Raw genomic sequence first — 16,589 nt, 5'->3', positions numbered from 1 at the left:
GTGCGCCTAAAGACGACCCGGACCAGGATGATTTCCAGGTCCGGGGCCAGCTATTCCTCAGAAATCGAGGTTTTCGACGGTCAGCGCATTTTGCTGAATGAACTCGCGGCGCGGCTCCACCACGTCACCCATCAGCTTGGTGAACAGGTCATCCGCCTCGGCCATGTCGTCGATCGTCACCTGCAAAAGAGTCCGCGCATCCGGGTCCAGCGTGGTTTCCCACAGCTGATCGGGGTTCATCTCACCCAGGCCCTTGTAGCGTTGCAGGGACAGGCCCTTTTCGCCCTCGTCCAGGATGGCCTTGAGCAAGTCGAGCGGCCCCTGGATCAACTGGCGGCGGTCCTTGCGTTCCAGCGTCGAGGGTGTCCCGTAGATATGCTGCAGGCTCTCGGTAAAGCTGCCGGTCTTGCGGGCTTCGCCCGAGCGGAGCATGGGGCCGTCCAGCGTGCGGACCTCTTCGACACCGCGCAGGATACGCGCCAGGCGGATGCCCTTATCCTGCGTGATCCGACCGTTCCAGCCGCGTTCGTATTCCAGCGCGATCAGGTCAAGCCGGGCGGCAACCTTGTCGGCCACCCCCTGCAGGTCGGCGTCCACAGCCCCCGGGACAAAGGCCCCCGCGATGGCCGCCTGTTCCAGGATGTGACGCGGGTAATGGGTGGGGAAGGCATCCAGCACGCGCTTCAGCTGCCGCGCTTCATCGACCACGCGGACAAGGTCCTGCCCCACGATCACCTCACCCGAGCTGAGGTTCAGATGGGTGTTCTCGATCCCTTGCTGGATCAGGTAGTCGTCCAGCGCGGTCTGGTCCTTGAGATAGACCTCGGACTTGCCGCGCGCGACCTTGTACAGCGGCGGTTGCGCAATATAGAGATAGCCGCCTTCGATCAGCTCGGGCATCTGGCGATAGAAGAAGGTCAGCAGCAGGGTTCGGATGTGCGCGCCGTCCACGTCGGCGTCGGTCATGATGATGATCTTGTGATAGCGCAGCTTTGAGATGTCGAATTCATCCCGCCCGATGCCGGTGCCCAGCGCCATCACCAGGTTACCGATTTCCTGGCTGCCCAGCATCCGGTCAAACCGAGCGCGCTCCACGTTCAGGATCTTGCCGCGCAGCGGCAGGATGGCCTGATTGCGCCGGTCGCGTCCCGTCTGGGCCGAGCCACCGGCCGAGTCACCCTCGACCAGGAACAGTTCGGTCTTGGAGGCATCCTTTTCGGAACAGTCCTTCAGTTTGGCCGCGTTGAAACTGACATCCATCGCGGTCTTGCGCCGGGTCAGCTCGCGCGCCTTGCGGGCGGCCTCACGCGCAAGCGCAGCCTCGATGATCTTGCCGACGATGCCCCTGGCTTGCTGCGGGTTCTCTTCGAACCATTCGGACAGCTTCTCGTTCATCAGGCCTTCGACCGCCGGGCGCACCTCGGAGCTGACCAGCTTGTCCTTGGTCTGCGAGCTGAACTTGGGGTCGGGCACCTTGACCGACAACACCGCCGTCAGCCCCTCGCGGGCATCGTCGCCGGTAAAGTTCACCTTTTCGCGTTTCGCGATGCCCGACTCCTGGGCGTATTTCTGGATTGTCCGGGTCAGCGCCCCCCGGAACCCGGCCAAGTGGGTGCCGCCATCCCGCTGCGGAATGTTGTTGGTGAAGGGCAGAACCGTCTCGTGGTAGCTGTCGTTCCACCACATCGCGACCTCGACTCCGATGCCGTCCTTTTCGCCTTCCATGTAGACGGGATCCTCCATGACGGCCTGCTTGGACCGGTCGAGATACTTGACGAACTCGCGCACGCCGCCCTCGTAGTGCAGCTCGGTCTTGACCGGTTCGGCGGGACGCTCATCCTCCAGGATGATGCGCACGCCAGAGTTCAGGAAGGCCAGTTCGCGCAGGCGCTTTTCCAGAATCTCGAATTGATAGTCGAGGTTCGAGAACGTACCGGTGGAGGCGAGGAAACGCACCTCTGTCCCGGTCTCGCCTTCGGCATCGCCGACAACGCGCAGGTGTTCGGTGGTCTCGCCATGCTCGAACTTGGCGTAATGCTCCTTGCCGTTGCGCCAGATGCGCAATTCCAGCCAGACGGACAGGGCGTTCACGACGGACACACCGACCCCGTGCAGACCGCCGGACACCTTGTAGGAGTTCTGGTCGAACTTCCCGCCGGCGTGCAGCTGGGTCATGATGACCTCGGCCGCCGAGACGCCCTCTTCGGTGTGGATGTCGACGGGAATCCCCCGCCCGTTATCCCGCACCGACACGCTGTTGTCGGCATGGATTTTCACGTGGACATAGTCGGCATGTTTGGCCAGCGCCTCGTCGATGCCGTTGTCCACCACCTCGTAGACCATGTGATGCAGGCCCGAGCCGTCATCGGTGTCACCGATATACATGCCGGGGCGCTTGCGCACCGCCTCCAAGCCTTTGAGAACCTTGATGGAATCGGCGCCGTATTCGTTCTGCGACGCGGGCTGGTCGGACATTGGGGGATCCTTGGTCGTTTCGGCCCAATTTATAGAGGTTTAGCGGGGGATTGTCACGCGACGGACACAATATTTGGTAATCCGTCAGAGAGGGAATCGTGACAGCGTCAGATCACGGTGCAGCGCGTCCGCCCTGGCGTAGAGCGGGCGTTTTTCCGCAGCGCTCGCAGAGGCCAGCCAACGCTCTGCCAAGCCGGTTTCCGCGGCGATCAGATCGGTCAGGATCGGGTCCGGATCGTGGGATGTGGCGCTTTCGGGCGCGGCCATCTTCTCGGCGATCAGATGGTCGATGGCGGCCTCGGTCACATGATCGAGGTCACAGCCCGAACGCAGTCGCGCCATATCCATCGGCGGCATGGCCAGGTCGTTCACGCGCATCCAGCGCAGGGCCAGGGTCGGGCGCAGGATGTAGAAGAACCGTTTGAGCCGGGGCCGCCCGTCCGGGCCGATCAATCGGGCCTCCTGCCGCCGCAAGAGCGACAGGTAATGCCAGCTGACCGACTTCCGGTCCAGCGCATCGGATGCGAAGTCAGACAGGCCCCGCACGGCCATATCGTCGGCCGAATAGACCACCGGCGACTGCAGCCATTCCGCGATGACCGCGTTGGACCCCAGCGCCAGCGTCAGCGCCTTGGACAGTTCCCAGCCTGAGATATCAAGCTCGTCGTCGATGGGCCGTTCGATCACGTTGCGTTTCTTGCCCAGCTTCAGGTGCCAGTCGATCGGACGCGCATAGATGAACCGGACATCATAATCGCTGTCGGGCGAATGAAAGCCCCAGGCCCGCGACCCGCTTTCGACGGCAAGCAGGATCTGCACCCCTTCCTCGCCGGCGATCTCGTCCAGCTTGGCCCGGATCAGGGTCTTCATCTTATCATCGACCGGATCGGTCATGGGTCTCCCGCACGGTTTCCCTGGTGTTCTACAGGATTTCCGGGGTCAGAACAGCGGACCCAGCAGGTCAAGCTCTGCCTTTTCGGGCCAGGGCGCCGCTTTCAGCGAAAGAACGCGCAGAAATCGGCTTTGCACACGATCTACGTCACCGGTGTGTGCGCCCGTCATATCGACGCGGGTGTAGACGTTCGCGGCAAGCCGAAAGCCCGCACGGTCATACAGCGTCCGTTCCCCGAAGAGGAGCGCAAAACCGGCGTTGCTGTCCCTACCGATGGTCAGCGCGCGATCCAGCAGGGCGGTTGCGATGCCCTGCCCGCGCGCCTTCGGGGCCGTTGCGATATCGCCCAGCCCGGTCACGTCGGTCAGCTGCCCGTCCACGCGAATGGCACGGTAGAACAGGGCAATGTGCCCAAGGATCTCGGGCGCGCGCCAGACGATCCGCAGGTGGGGACGTTGCTGGTAAAAGCTGCGCCCGCCAAAATCCGTGGGGAAAGAGGCGCGCAGCAGCTGTGCCACCTGCGCCTCGTCCTCGCGTGTCAGCGCGTATTCCGGGATCACCTCAATCATGACGCCGGACCCGGCTTTCGCCATTCTCTTCCGTCACCTCGAAATGCTGCGCGCGGTCGCCCAGTTCGGCAAAGAGTTCAGGCCCCGTGCCCGTCATCCAGGCCTGCGCGCCCAATCCGCAAATCTCGTCATACAGGGCAGCCCGGCGGCCCGCGTCCAGGTGGGCCGCGACCTCATCCAGCAGAAGGATTGGCGCAGAACCAAAGTCCTGCGCCAAGGCGCGTGCGTTGGAGAGGATCAACGAGATCAGCAAGGCCTTCTGCTCACCCGTCGAACAGTCCGACGCCGGCACCCCCTTGGCCGCAAAGACCCCGTAAAGATCGCTGCGATGCGGCCCGACCAGCGCACGCCCCGCAGACATGTCGCGGAACCGGCTTTCAGCCAGGGCATCCCGCAGGTCGGCCTCTGTCTGCGGTAAGCTGCCCTCTGACTGCACCAACTCCAGATCGGCGGCGGGAAAGGCGGTTTCCGCCTCGGCCTGCGCGGCCTGCAGCCGGGCAAGGGTCTCTTGCCGGTTAACCGTCAACAAGGCCCCCGCGCGGGCCATCTGCGATTCAAGCGCCATGTACCAATGCGAATCGCGCACCTCTTCCTTGAGCAGGCGGTTGCGTTCGCGCATGGCCTTTTCATAGTCCAGCGCGGCCTGGGCATGGTCGGGGAAAAAAGACAGTGTCAGGCGGTCAAGAAAGCGACGCCGCCCTTCGGCCCCCTCGATCCACAGCCGGTCCATGGCCGGGATCAGCCAGACGGTGCGGGCAATCCGGCCCAGTGCAATCTGGCTGGCGGATTTGTCGTTGATCGTGACCTGCCGCGCACCGCCGTTTTCCGAGGTAAAGGCGATCTCGTGCTCACCTTCGGGGCCGGTCATCTGGCCGGTGATCTTCCACCCCAGGCTTTCAGGCCGACGCGCCATTTCCGCGGCCGAGGCCCGGCGCATGCCGCGACCTGGAGAAAACAGCGAAACCGCCTCGATCAGGTTGGTCTTGCCCGCGCCGTTCGGACCGAAAATCGCCACCGGACGCGGATCTGCTTCCACCCGCGCCATACGGTGCGAGCGGAAATGCGACAGGGTCAGCTGGGTGAGGGCGAGCGGCATGAGACGAGACGATTTTTCAGCGAAAAATCGTCCCTGATCAGACCCGCATCGGCATGACGACGTAGACCGCGCTTTCGTCGCCGCCTTCGCGCATCAGGGTGGGGTCGCCGGAGGAGTTGAACAGGAAGACGGCGTTTTCGCGATCCACCTGGCTGGCGATTTCCAGCAGGTACTTGGCGTTGAATCCGATTTCCAGCCGCTCGTCGCCATAGGCCACGGCCAGCTCTTCCTCGGCGGCGCCGCTGTCGGGCGCATTGACCGACAGGATCAGCCGGTCTTCGTCCAGTTGCAACTTGACCGCGCGCGAGCGTTCCGAGGACACCGTGGCCACGCGGTCCACGGCCTTGGCGAACTCACTTGCGTCGACCTCAAGCTTGCGGGTGTTGCCGCTGGGAATGACACGGGTGTAATCCGGGAACGTGCCGTCGATGACCTTCGACGTCAGCGTGATGTCGGGCGTGGCGAAACGGACCTTGGTTTCCGAGACAGACACCGCGATGTCCATGTCGTCCTGGTCCAGCAGCTTGCGCATCTCACCAACCGTCTTGCGCGGGACGATGACGCCGGGCATCTCTTCGGCACCGGAGGGCAGCGGCGCGTCGATCCGGGCCAGACGGTGGCCATCCGTGGCGACACAACGCAGCGATTTGCCATCGGCGGTGTCCGCGACATGCATGTAAACACCGTTCAGGTAATAGCGGGTCTCCTCGGTCGAAATGGCGAATTTGGACTTGTCGAAGAGACGCCGCAGCACCTCGGCCTTGGCCGAGAAGTTACAGTCGTATTCCGAGGTCGCCATGACCGGGAAGTCTTCTTTGGGCAGGGTCGCAAGCGAGAAATGCGACCGGCCTGCAGAGACCGACACCCGGCCCGACCCGGGATCGGCGGCCAGAGTAACAAGGGCACCGTCCGGCAATTTGCGGACGATCTCGTGCAGGGTGACGGCCGAAACCGTGGTACCGCCGGCCTTTTCGACCTGCGCAAGCGCGCGGTCCAGCACTTCGATGTCCAGATCGGTGGCGCGGAAGGTGACACTCTCTCCCTCGGCCTCGATCAGCACGTTGGCCAGGATCGGGATCGTGTTGCGCCGCTCCACGACTGATTGCGCTTGCGCGACCGCGCGCAAGAGCGCCGCCCGTTCCATGCTGAATTTCATCGCCCTACCCTCTCCGCAACGCCCGGGAGCGCAGCCTAGCCCGCGCTGACCCGCACTCCAAGTCGGTTTTCACGATTTGTCTTGCTCTTTTGCCTAGGCGTCAAGGCGTTGCGGGCGCACCAGTTCCGGCGCGCCGCATTTTTTCCACAGCCTGTCAGGCTTCGAGCGCCCGGCGCAACATTTCGACGTCCTCGTCGATCTGCCCATCCTGAAGGCGCAACTCTTCGATCCGCTTGACGCCATGCATGACCGTGGTGTGGTCACGACCGCCGAACCGGCGGCCGATCTCCGGCAGCGACCGCGAGGTCAGCTGCTTGCACAGGTACATGGCCACCTGACGCGGACGGGCAAAATTGCGCACCCGCTTGGGGCCGATCATATCCGACAGACGGATGTTGTAGTGCTCGGCCACCTTGCGCTGGATCTCGTCGATGGAAATCTTGCGCTCCGAGGCGCGCAAGACGTCGGCCAGGCTGTCCTGCACCAGGTCCATGTTGATCGGTTTGCCCACGAGGCTGGCAAAGGCGAACAGGCGGGTCAGGGCCCCTTCGAGGACACGGACGTTGGTGCTGATCCGGTGGGCGAGGAATTCCAGCACGCCGTCGTCGATCACCAGGCCGGGATGCATGTTGCGATAGCCTTCGACCTTGGACTGCAGGATGCCGAGGCGCAGTTCGTAGTCCGTGGGGTGCAGATCCACGACAAGGCCGGACTGCAGCCGCGAGCGAATGCGGTTCTCCAGGTCCTTGATCTCATCCGGGGCGCGGTCGGCCGAGATGATGATCTGCTTGTTCTGGTCCACCAGCGCGTTGAAGGTGTGAAAGAACTCTTCCTGCGTGCTGTCCTTGCCGGCGATGAACTGCACGTCATCGACCATCAGCACGTCGACCGAGCGGAACATCTCCTTGAAGTCCATCATCTTGCGCTCGCGCAGGGCCTGGACAAAGCGGTACATGAACTGTTCCGCCGAAAGATAGAGAACGGCCAGGTGCGGATTGCGCTGGGTCAGCTCATGCGCAATCGCGTGCATCAGGTGCGTCTTACCAAGGCCGACGCCACCATACAGGAACAGCGGGTTGAAGCTGACCGGTCCACCCTCGGACACGCGTTTGGCGGCGGCATGGGCCAGTTCGTTCGGCTTGCCGACAACAAAGGTGTCAAAGGTAAAGCGCGCATCCAGCGGTGCACCGGGCAGATGGCCACGGGCGGCAGGCTGGGGCGCGGCGGCCGGCTCTGCGCTGGCAGGCGCTTTCTGGACGGCGCGCGTTTCGGTCTCGGTCATCGCCGAGGCCACCTTGATATCCAGGCGACGCATCCGGGGCGACACCGACATGATGTGCTCCAACAGCTGGTCGCCGTAGTTTTGCGTGACATAGGTGCTGAAGAAATTGGTTGGCGCCTGCAGCGTTACCGTTCCTTCCGGGGTCGATCCCGCGAAACGCAGCGGTACGATCCATGTCTTATGGTTATTTTGCCCGATAGCCTTGCAGATCTGGTCCTGCAAGACCCCCCATTGCTCTTCGGTCATCTGCCGTTTTGTCCTCGTTCCTCGATCCCCACACCGAACACCTGTCGGCGGCGGGCTCGCTTGCAGGAGAAACAGAGAAACCGTCCCTTGCGCAGACGCAAAGGTGAGGGAGTGACCCCTGGTTTTGGTCGCAAAACGCCCCGGCAATCCCGTTCGGCGCGTTACAATGCGACCCGCATTCTCTATTCCTTGGACACGGCCGGGGTTTTTCCCCGATCGTTTGACAGGAGCGACCCAACGCCCTGACAAACAGGTTTGCACACACCCCATTCGGCGTAGTGCAACCGGCAGCCTTGTCCCCCCTGCGAGTCGTGCTCGCTTGCTGAAATTAGCAATCTTCGAGAAGAACCGGCAACCGAAACTAGAGCTTGACTCTGTCTTTCGCCGAAAAGAATCCCGTGTGTGTTCAATTGGTTATAGACGCAAAAAGGACGCCACATATAGTGGCGCCCTTTCCAAAACATACTAGATACAGATTGGGCTCAGCCCAGTGCCTTGACCCGCGATGCGAGACGCGAAACCTTGCGCGAGGCAGTGTTCTTGTGGAAAACACCTTTGGTTACACCGCGCATCAGCTCGGGCTGGGCGGCTTTCAGGGCTGCGGTTGCGGCGTCGCGGTCACCCGATGCGATGGCCTCTTCGACCTTGCGCAGATAGGTGCGGATGCGCGAGCGGCGCGCCTTGTTCACGGCGAAGCGTTTTTCGTTTTGACGGGCGCGTTTCTTGGCCTGGGGCGAATTTGCCATGTGATCGATCCTGCTGTTGTCGTCTGCCGACGATGATGTGTTCAAGAATTGCGCAACGCCGACGAACGGCATCCCGTGCCGAACCGATTCTTGCCAAAGCGGGCATCACGCGCATGTATGACGGGCGCCTATACAAGAGCGCCCATCATCGGGCAAGGTCTTTCTTCCACCCTGCCCTTTTCCCAAAGGACTCGGGCAGTTCGCGACTCAGCGGTCGCGAAACTGCGCGGTCCGCTTTTCGGCGAAGGCGGCCATGCCTTCGGACTGGTCGTCGGTGGCGAACAGCGCGTGAAAGAGGCGGCGTTCGAACAGCAGACCTTCGGAAAGGGTCGTCTCATAGGCGCGGTTGACCGATTCCTTGCAGGCGATGGCAGAGATCATCGACTTCTCGGCGATCTTCTCGGCCGCGCTGCGGGTCTCTTCCATCAACTGCTTGGTGGGAACGACACGGCTGACCAGCCCCGCACGCTCTGCCTCTTCGGCGTCCATGAAACGGCCGGTGAGGTTCATGTCCATCGCCTTGGACTTGCCGATGAAGCGCGTCAGGCGCTGGGTCCCGCCCAGACCCGGCATCACACCCAGATTGATTTCGGGCTGGCCGAACTTGGCGTTCTCTCCGGCGATGATGAAATCGCACATCATGGCCAGTTCGCAGCCACCGCCCAGCGCATAGCCCGCAACCGCCGCGATGATCGGCTTGCGGGTCGAGGTGATGGCGTTGCCCTCGCGGCCAAAGAAGTCCGACAGGAACATCTCGACGTAGCTTTTCTCCGACATCTCCTTGATGTCGGCCCCGGCGGCAAAGGCCTTGGCCGAGCCGGTGATGATGATGCAGCGCACCTTGTCGTTCTTGTCCGCCTCGGCCAGCGCCTCGGACAACTCTCCCAGGAGGTGAGAGTTGAGCGCATTCATGGCGTCGGGGCGGTTCAGTTTGATGGTGGCGACGTGGTCTTCTATTTCGACGATGATCGTCTCATAGGCCATGTGTTTGGGCTCCGTCCGGTTCCGTCAAGGGCCAAGCCTTAGCATTTCATTCACATGGTTCAAGCTATCTTTGACAGCTTGCACAATAGAAGGACGACCGCCCCGACTGCACGATCCGGCGCACGGTATCGGTGCAGTCCGCGCTTCGGCAGGGCGCGCCCTCACGCCCGTAGACATCAAAATTGTGCTGGAAATATCCAAGCTCTCCATCGGCTTGGCGAAAATCCCGCAGGGACGACCCACCCGCCGCGATGGCATCCTGCAGGACCTCGCGGATGATCGGAACCAGGGCTTCCAGCCGCGCTTCGGCGATCCGGTTGACCTTGCGCGCCGGATGAATCCGCGCGCGGTAGAGGGCCTCACAAACGTATATATTGCCCAGTCCGGCGATGATTTTCTGATCGAGCAGGGCGGATTTGATCGGCGTCCTGCGTCCCTTCAACATCCCGGACAGGTAGGATTCGCTGAAGCCATTGCCCAGCGGTTCGGGGCCAAGGCTGACCAGCAGCGGGTGCCGCTCTGCCTCTGTGGTCTTCATCAGGTCCATCGCGCCAAAGCGGCGCGGGTCGTTGAAGGTGACACGCGCGCCCTGCCCCATGTCCAGAACGACGTGATCGTGTTTCTCGGGCGCCGGATGATCATGCACAAAAGTGCCCATTTCTCTCGCAAACCTACGGTTTGACGGATCGCCCGAGACCAGCATGCGCCCCGACATTCCCAGGTGAATGAGCAGCGTCTCACCGCTCGACAGGTCGGCGAGGATGTATTTCGACCGCCGCCGCAGCCGCTCGACCCGTTCACCGGTCAGCCGTTCCGCCATGTTCTCGGGAAAGGGCCAGCGCAGATCGGGGCGGTTAACGCGGGCCTGCGCGATCACCTGCCCCTCCATGACCGGGGCCAGCCCGCGACGGACTGTCTCGACTTCGGGCAATTCGGGCATCGGGCAGGTTCCTTCGCGTTGTATCACCCCGGCGGCGCCCTATAAGAAAGCAATGCAATCGAGGACGGCAAGGGCCATGAGCGAAGACACCGGAAAAACGACGCATTTCGGATATGCCGAGGTGCCCGAGAACGAAAAGGCCGGACGGGTCCAGGGGGTCTTCAGCTCTGTCGCCTCGAAATACGACGTGATGAACGACGCCATGTCCTTTGGCATCCACCGGATCTGGAAGGATGCGATGATGGACTGGCTGGCCCCGCGCCCCGGCCAGCGCCTGCTGGACGTCGCCGGCGGCACCGGGGACATCTCGTTTCGGTTCCTGAAACGTGCGGGCAGCGGACATGCCACGGTGCTGGACCTGACCGAACCCATGCTGGTCGAGGGTCGCAAACGGGCCGAGGCCGAGGCGATGGTCGATTCGCTCGACTGGGTAGTGGGCGATGCGATGGCCCTGCCCTTTTCCGACAATACCTTCGACGTCTACACGATCTCTTTCGGCATCCGGAACGTGACCCGCCCGCAAGAGGCCCTGAACGAGGCCTTCCGCGTGCTGAAACCCGGTGGCCGGCTGATGGTTCTGGAATTTTCCCAGATTCCCAACGACCTGATGCAATGGGCCTATGATCTGTATTCGTTCAACATCATCCCGCGCATGGGCCAAGTGATCGCCCAGGACCGGGACAGCTATCAGTACCTGGTGGAATCGATCCGCCGCTTTCCCGATCAGGATACCTTTCTGGACATGGTCAAGGGCGCGGGATTCGAGAACGCCAAGTACCGCAACCTGACGATGGGCGTGGCCTGTCTGCACTCCGGCTGGAAGATCTGAGGTGCGCGGTCCGCACAATATCTGGCGGTTGATCCGCACCGGCGCCACGCTGGAACGCACCGGCGCGATGCGCGCCGTGCTGGACGCGCTGGAGGCCCCCGCACCACTGCGCGTCGCCGCCCGCGTCCTCGGCCGGCCCTTCCGTTGGCTGGGCGACGAGGGCGATCCCGCCATGCCCCCGGTGGTCCGCGCGCTGACCGCGCTTGGCCCGGCCTACATCAAGTTCGGCCAGATCCTGTCGACCCGGCCCGACGTGGTTGGCGACGAGATGGCGCAGGAACTGCGCGTCCTTCAGGACAAACTGCCCCCTTTCCCCGTCGAGGCCGCCAAGACCCAGGTCGAGGCAGAACTGGGCCAGCCGGTGGACGAGATCTTCTCTGCCTTCAGTGAACCCGTCGCCGCGGCCTCGATCGCCCAGGTGCACAAGGCGACGCTGGCCGACACCGGCGAAACCGTGGCCGTCAAGGTGCTGCGCCCCGGGATCGAACGCGCCTTTCGCAAGGACATCGACGCCTTCTACTTTGCGGCCAACGTGATCGAGCTGCTCTCGCCCGCGTCGCGGCGCCTGCGACCGACGGACGTGATCGCCCATTTCGAGGGCGTGGTCATGGGCGAGCTGGACCTGCGACTTGAATCGGCCGCGGCCAGCGAGTTCGAGGCCAATACCAAGGACGACGAAGGCTTTGCCCTGCCAGAGGTGAAATGGGCCTGGTCCGGACGCCGCGTGATGACGATGGGCTGGGTCGAGGGCGTGGCGCTTGGCGACAACGACGCGCTGGATGCTGCCGGGCACAACCGGGTGAACTTGTCCGAACGGGTGCTGCAACTGTTCCTGAACCATGCGCTGCGCGACGGCTTCTTTCACGCAGACATGCACCAGGGCAACCTCAAGGTCGCGGCGAACGGGGACATCATCGCCTATGACTTCGGTATCATGGGGCACATCGACGAATACACGCGCCGGGTCTACGCCGAGATCCTCTTCGGCTTTATCCAGCGTGATTACCAGCGCGTGGCCGAGGTGCATTTCGAGGCAGGCTACGTCCCCGCAGACCGGGATGTGGATGAGTTCGCCCGTGCCCTGCGCGCAGTGGGGGAACCGATTTTCGGGATGGACGCCACGCGAATTTCCATGGGCAAACTGCTGGCCTATCTTTTCGAGGTGACAGAGCGGTTCGGGATGGAAACGCGGACCGAGCTGATCCTCCTGCAGCGGACCATGGTGGTGGTCGAGGGCGTGGCCCGCTCTCTCGACCCGCGGATGAACATCTGGAAGGTCGCGCAGCCTGTCGTCGAAGCCTACATCAAGAAGTCGATCGGTCCGCGTGCAGCGGCCAAGGACCTGTGGAAAACGGCGCTGGTCATGGCCCGGTTCGGCCCGAGGTTGCCCACGCTGGTCGAGGCCGCCCTGATCCGACAATCACAGCCAGAGTCGGTCCCGACGCGAAACCCCTGGCCGGCCCGATTGGCCTGGGTTGGTGTCGGCGCGCTGATCGGCGTGGCGGCGGCCCTGGGCTGGACGCTGCTCTCCTGAATTCGACTGTCTGAGAGCCACGAACGGGCGCAGATTCGATCTGGAGGACCCGGAAAAGAAAAACGGCGGCCAGACGGCCGCCGTTTTCCATAAAACTCTGACCGATGAAATCAGTCGGTGCCCGAGGACGCGGCGATTGCGATGATCGCTGCAATACCGCCGATCACGACGAGCGGCAGCGTCTCAATACCGGCCGAGGAAACGAAGGGGTCTTGGGTGTTCTCCTGCGCGGCCACCGGGGCGGCTGCTGCAGCTGCGATCGCTGCCGCGGCAGCAATGATCGAAAGCTTTTTCATGTGTCTCTCCAAATCTGTACAGGCTTGGACGCGGCGCGCCCGACATGACCAAACGTACACACAAACTGTTTCGCGTTCAAATGACAAATAACCGCCGAACCGGAAATCATTGCTGCACTTGCGCGAATGCGCGTCAAATCAGCAACAACCGCCCAAAGCAGCCTTGGCATGGCTGCATAGACCTTAAACCCATGTCTCAAACGACGCCACAATTTTCTGATTTTTTTCAGACGGTTGGTTCCGGCACTGTCCGGGGGGTGCCGAAGACACCCCGGTCATTTGACGATCGGCAATGATTCGCCAGATCCACCAAATGCCACGCCCAATACGCGTGCAGTTGCCGTTGTCCGGAGTTGGCCCGTCGCAGCGCAGAACGCTTCACTAGCCGGGTCGGACGGGCCTCGCCGCAGGGCCCATCAGTTCATCGGGGCGCGCAGTCCGTCAATCTGGCCGGGGTCGAGTTCGGTCCCGTCCGCCATGCGCAGAACAAGCGTTTCGCCGTTTTGGCGAACTTCGGCCACCCGGCTGTAGGCTTGGGCCGCGATGGTATCGAGCTTGGCCTCATCCTTGTAGCTTTCCACTTCGAACTTGTAGATCCCGGCTGGCAGCGCAGTGCCAGTGTCGTCGGTCCCGGTCCAATAAACCTCATCCTGCGACAGGTCGAGGTCGAACCGCTGGATCGCGTCGCCATTTCCATCTCTGACCACCAGCGTCGCGGCATCCGCGTCCTCGGCGAACTCTGGCCGGACGGCGATTGGCGTGCCGGTGAACAGAACCGGCGCGCGGACCAGGGCCTCCATCCCGATCCAACTGCTGAGCTCTTGCAGCGCGTTGCCAGTGAGCGAGGCGCTGACCTCCCGCAACAGGTCATTGGTCAGAACCTGCTGTTCAACCGAGGAAAACGTTGCAAGCTGAGTCGCATAGTCCGTCGAGTCCACTGGATTGAGAGGATCCTGGTTCTGAACCTGGACGGTCAGCATCTTGAGAAAAGTGTCAAAGTCCGAACTGAGCACACCCTTGTCGTCCAGCCCCTTGGCAGAGGTCGGCGAGGCACTGCTGTAGAGCGGCGGCGGAGAAGTGATTTCTGTCATGGTCTGTCCTAGAATCTGAGGTCAAGTCCGTCCGAATTGACTTCGGTGTTGCGCGCCACTGTGGCTGGCACATCGTCTTGCGGCATCGGCTCGGCGCGTTCGTGGCGCGGGGCCGGATCTTCACCGCCCTCCCCGCCTTCGCCGAAACTGAAAGAGGCGCTCTCGTACCCGGCATCGGCCAGGTCGCGCGCAAGCAGATCGATATGGCGCCGCATGAGATCAAGCGTCTCGGGGCGGTCTGCGGTGATATGCACTGTCATACCGCCGTCGGACGGCACCATTTGCATGCGCACCTGTCCAAGTTCCTCGGGTGAAAGGCGGATTTCTACGGAGCCCTCCCCCAGACGTGCCATCCCATCCGAGACCTGCCGAAGAATCGCCGCAACATCCGCTCGCTGCATGGCCTGCGGCATCGCCGCAACCTGGGCGGGCGAGGAATGTGTCCCTGGCCCCGCGCCCATGGCCTGGCTGTCCAGGGGCAAGAGGTCCTCGGCAAGGTCATCGAGGAAGGGCGACGTCACACGCGCCGATGTTCCCGGCAAGGGGAGACCCGCCAGAGCGGGCGTCGCGCCGCCGGGCGCAGCCGCAAGGGCATCTGCCTTGCCGGCAGCCCCTCCCTGCACGTCAGGCCGCAACCGGATCACACTGTCAGAGAAAACCCGATCCGGGCGTGGCGTAGCTTCCGGATCGTGGCGCAGGTGATCCCGTTTCAAACCCTCCGGAACGCTTGTCGCCAAGGACTGCGCCGCAGGTTCTGTCCGAGTCGCCGGTGGGGCATTTTCTACTTTCATGACAGAGGGTTCGCGACGCGTCGCAGGGTCTGCACCCCGCTGTTCCGACGGAACAACAGCTTCCCCGTTCAATGACGAGCCCGCATGGCGGATCGCCCTTTCTGGACCCCGCCCATCAGCCGCAGCATGCCCACCTTCCGCAGGACCTGTGACCCCGCCCGGCGTCGCCATCGGGCGCGAAACATCCGGCGTCAACGTGGAGGTTTCTGCGCGATTCGTTGGCGCTGTCTCTCGCGGCACCCGTAGACCTTTGGTGACTTGCAATGTAGCGGTTGGGTCAGCCTGTGTCCTTTTTCCAGACGTACCCCTGTCGGGTTTGGCCACCAACGAGAGATCGGTATTCAATCGTTCCAGCACTCCGCGCGGATCAACCATACCGGTTGCGGATTTCGGTTGTACGTTCACTGGCTCCGCACCCGACACAGACCCGCGCGGGCCTGCCGCTCCCTGTTCCGATACGATACGGTAGGACCGGTCCTGAGCGGCTCCTTCGGACCAGTCGACCGGCAATGGCGAAGCGGGTTTTTCCCGTGCCTGGAGCGTCCCGGCAACCCGGTCTTCGGGACTCAAAGCAGCCAAACCGAAAGCAGACCCGGTGCGCACCGCATGGCCGGGAGGCACGGAAACCGGGTCCGATTGGGAAACAGGCGGCTCGAACATGCGCGGCCAGGCCTGCTCTTGGGCCGGTTGTGACAGGCCGAAACGAAAGACCGGGATATCCGGCAAGCCGGGGGCTGAAGCCGTGGCAGGTTTCGTGGCCGCATTGCCAGTCAAAGGGGAGGCTGACCCGGGATTGGCAGGAAGTCGATCCGCCACGTCCGAGCGCGCGCCGCCTTGCGACATGGTTGGCGGAACCGGCGCGTCAGGGGCGACTTCCCGCGCTGCGGCGCCAGCAGGTTTAATCACAGTTTCAATGCCTTGAAGGGCTGGATGCTGTTCCGGAGGTTGCGCCCCGGCCCCTGGCACGCCCCGCATCAGATCAGAAACGGGAGAACGGTCCATCTCTGCCTTGGGAAAGACTCCGTCCGATGACGTCCCATCGATCGGGTTGTCCGCCTTCCGCCAGTCCCTTGCCGTGACAGGCCCGAGGTCAGGCAAGTTTTCGGCATCCCGGCCCAGGTCGGACGGACCATCGAGAGGGCCTCGGTTCGGTAGCAATTCCTCTGCATGTTGCAGCCAGCTGTCCTTTGGCTCCGTGGGATCAGCGGGTTGACCATCAACCAATCTGGCCAAACCCTTGGCGTCCGAATCTCCTTCCGGTTCCGGATCCAGCCACTCGCCCACCGACTCACCATCTTTGGATTTTTCCGGGCCACCGCGCGCATGATCGAGGTCGTCGACCCATTCCGTTCCTGTATCCGGATCATGCACGGGGTCTGCCGGATCGACCTCATCGGCATCCGTCAGGAGCGCAGGATCTGGCTGGAAGGTCTGCGCGTCATCCTCTGCATCGGCGAAAACCCTGGCGAAATCGGTGTCCGGTTGGGCATCCTTGCGGGCCTCCGGAATGGATTTCGCCGGGGCAAGGCCCAGCAGGCTAGTCAATTGGCTCAGCATGAGTGCTCCGGGAATTCTTCCACGGGGGCACACTAGGGCCAAGCTCCTTACCACTTTCTTTACCGCGATCAGGCCAAATCACGAAGAGCGAGTCGAATTGGAGAC

At 62.8% G+C, this 16,589-nt stretch carries 14 protein-coding genes; 2 read left to right on the top strand and 12 right to left on the bottom strand.

Annotated features, from left to right (window positions below):
- Window positions 1–57 precede the first annotated feature (57 nt).
- The 9 genes from gyrB to mutM all read right to left on the bottom strand — a co-directional run bounded on the left by gyrB (window position 58) and on the right by mutM (window position 10,386).
- Window positions 58–2,475 (bottom strand): DNA topoisomerase (ATP-hydrolyzing) subunit B, encoded by a 2,418-nt coding sequence (gene gyrB, locus KZZ07_RS02845; RefSeq protein WP_219512116.1) that lies wholly within the window; start codon window positions 2,473–2,475, stop codon window positions 58–60.
- Window positions 2,476–2,559: 84 nt separating this feature from the next.
- Window positions 2,560–3,369, bottom strand: coding sequence for a nucleotidyltransferase domain-containing protein (locus tag KZZ07_RS02840; RefSeq protein ID WP_219512115.1), 810 nt, complete (start codon window positions 3,367–3,369; stop codon window positions 2,560–2,562).
- 45 nt (window positions 3,370–3,414) lie between these two features.
- Window positions 3,415–3,936 (bottom strand): GNAT family N-acetyltransferase, encoded by a 522-nt coding sequence (locus KZZ07_RS02835; RefSeq protein WP_219512114.1) that lies wholly within the window; start codon window positions 3,934–3,936, stop codon window positions 3,415–3,417.
- Window positions 3,929–5,032 carry a DNA replication/repair protein RecF gene (recF, locus tag KZZ07_RS02830; protein ID WP_219512113.1) on the bottom strand — a complete coding sequence of 368 codons (1,104 nt, stop codon included), beginning with the start codon at window positions 5,030–5,032 and terminating at the stop codon, window positions 3,929–3,931. Before recF ends, KZZ07_RS02835 begins: the two co-directional genes overlap by 8 nt.
- Window positions 5,033–5,069: 37 nt before the next feature.
- A complete protein-coding gene (gene dnaN, locus KZZ07_RS02825; RefSeq protein WP_219512112.1) occupies window positions 5,070–6,188 on the bottom strand; it encodes a DNA polymerase III subunit beta in 1,119 nt (372 codons plus the stop codon).
- Window positions 6,189–6,342: 154 nt separating this feature from the next.
- On the bottom strand, window positions 6,343–7,716 hold the full coding sequence (gene dnaA / locus KZZ07_RS02820) for a chromosomal replication initiator protein DnaA (protein WP_219512111.1): 1,374 nt from the start codon (window positions 7,714–7,716) through the stop codon (window positions 6,343–6,345).
- 482 nt (window positions 7,717–8,198) lie between these two features.
- Complete coding sequence (rpsT, locus tag KZZ07_RS02815) at window positions 8,199–8,462, bottom strand: 30S ribosomal protein S20 (RefSeq protein ID WP_219512259.1); 264 nt, start codon at window positions 8,460–8,462, stop codon at window positions 8,199–8,201.
- Window positions 8,463–8,669: 207 nt separating this feature from the next.
- A complete protein-coding gene (locus KZZ07_RS02810) occupies window positions 8,670–9,446 on the bottom strand; it encodes an enoyl-CoA hydratase (RefSeq protein WP_219512110.1) in 777 nt (258 codons plus the stop codon).
- A 64-nt stretch (window positions 9,447–9,510) separates the two neighbouring features.
- Complete coding sequence (gene mutM, locus KZZ07_RS02805) at window positions 9,511–10,386, bottom strand: bifunctional DNA-formamidopyrimidine glycosylase/DNA-(apurinic or apyrimidinic site) lyase (protein WP_219512107.1); 876 nt, start codon at window positions 10,384–10,386, stop codon at window positions 9,511–9,513.
- A 76-nt stretch (window positions 10,387–10,462) separates the two neighbouring features.
- Between mutM and ubiE the strand changes: the two genes are divergently transcribed.
- Both ubiE and ubiB read left to right on the top strand, forming a co-directional pair.
- Complete coding sequence (gene ubiE / locus KZZ07_RS02800; protein WP_219512106.1) at window positions 10,463–11,215, top strand: bifunctional demethylmenaquinone methyltransferase/2-methoxy-6-polyprenyl-1,4-benzoquinol methylase UbiE; 753 nt, start codon at window positions 10,463–10,465, stop codon at window positions 11,213–11,215.
- 1 nt (window position 11,216) lies between these two features.
- Window positions 11,217–12,749 carry a 2-polyprenylphenol 6-hydroxylase gene (gene ubiB / locus KZZ07_RS02795; RefSeq protein ID WP_219512105.1) on the top strand — a complete coding sequence of 511 codons (1,533 nt, stop codon included), beginning with the start codon at window positions 11,217–11,219 and terminating at the stop codon, window positions 12,747–12,749.
- Window positions 12,750–12,859: 110 nt separating this feature from the next.
- Here the strand turns inward: ubiB and KZZ07_RS02790 are convergent, their stop codons facing one another.
- The 3 genes from KZZ07_RS02790 to KZZ07_RS02780 all read right to left on the bottom strand — a co-directional run bounded on the left by KZZ07_RS02790 (window position 12,860) and on the right by KZZ07_RS02780 (window position 16,484).
- Window positions 12,860–13,045 carry a hypothetical protein gene (locus KZZ07_RS02790; RefSeq protein WP_219512104.1) on the bottom strand — a complete coding sequence of 62 codons (186 nt, stop codon included), beginning with the start codon at window positions 13,043–13,045 and terminating at the stop codon, window positions 12,860–12,862.
- Between the two features lie 416 nt (window positions 13,046–13,461).
- The gene (locus KZZ07_RS02785; RefSeq protein WP_219512103.1) at window positions 13,462–14,136 is read right to left on the bottom strand and encodes a flagellar hook capping FlgD N-terminal domain-containing protein; all 675 of its coding nucleotides are present in this window, start codon (window positions 14,134–14,136) and stop codon (window positions 13,462–13,464) included.
- Between the two features lie 8 nt (window positions 14,137–14,144).
- A complete protein-coding gene (locus tag KZZ07_RS02780; protein ID WP_219512102.1) occupies window positions 14,145–16,484 on the bottom strand; it encodes a flagellar hook-length control protein FliK in 2,340 nt (779 codons plus the stop codon).
- Window positions 16,485–16,589 lie beyond the last annotated feature (105 nt).

Source organism: Mameliella sp. CS4 (genome assembly GCF_019392335.1).
GTDB lineage: Bacteria > Pseudomonadota > Alphaproteobacteria > Rhodobacterales > Rhodobacteraceae > Antarctobacter.
Note: the sequence above shows the minus strand (reverse complement) of the source record. Positions and strands in the feature narration are given on the sequence as shown.

Coding starts and splice junctions, on each gene's coding strand:
- mutM (WP_219512107.1), bottom strand. CDS start 10,386: ATGCCCGAATTGCCCGAAGTCGAGACAGTCCGTCGCGGGCTGGCCCCG.
- KZZ07_RS02790 (WP_219512104.1), bottom strand. CDS start 13,045: ATGAAAAAGCTTTCGATCATTGCTGCCGCGGCAGCGATCGCAGCTGCA.
- dnaA (WP_219512111.1), bottom strand. CDS start 7,716: ATGACCGAAGAGCAATGGGGGGTCTTGCAGGACCAGATCTGCAAGGCT.
- rpsT (WP_219512259.1), bottom strand. CDS start 8,462: ATGGCAAATTCGCCCCAGGCCAAGAAACGCGCCCGTCAAAACGAAAAA.
- KZZ07_RS02810 (WP_219512110.1), bottom strand. CDS start 9,446: ATGGCCTATGAGACGATCATCGTCGAAATAGAAGACCACGTCGCCACC.
- recF (WP_219512113.1), bottom strand. CDS start 5,032: ATGCCGCTCGCCCTCACCCAGCTGACCCTGTCGCATTTCCGCTCGCAC.
- dnaN (WP_219512112.1), bottom strand. CDS start 6,188: ATGAAATTCAGCATGGAACGGGCGGCGCTCTTGCGCGCGGTCGCGCAA.
- KZZ07_RS02840 (WP_219512115.1), bottom strand. CDS start 3,369: ATGACCGATCCGGTCGATGATAAGATGAAGACCCTGATCCGGGCCAAG.
- KZZ07_RS02785 (WP_219512103.1), bottom strand. CDS start 14,136: ATGACAGAAATCACTTCTCCGCCGCCGCTCTACAGCAGTGCCTCGCCG.
- KZZ07_RS02835 (WP_219512114.1), bottom strand. CDS start 3,936: ATGATTGAGGTGATCCCGGAATACGCGCTGACACGCGAGGACGAGGCG.
- gyrB (WP_219512116.1), bottom strand. CDS start 2,475: ATGTCCGACCAGCCCGCGTCGCAGAACGAATACGGCGCCGATTCCATC.
- KZZ07_RS02780 (WP_219512102.1), bottom strand. CDS start 16,484: ATGCTGAGCCAATTGACTAGCCTGCTGGGCCTTGCCCCGGCGAAATCC.
- ubiE (WP_219512106.1), top strand. CDS start 10,463: ATGAGCGAAGACACCGGAAAAACGACGCATTTCGGATATGCCGAGGTG.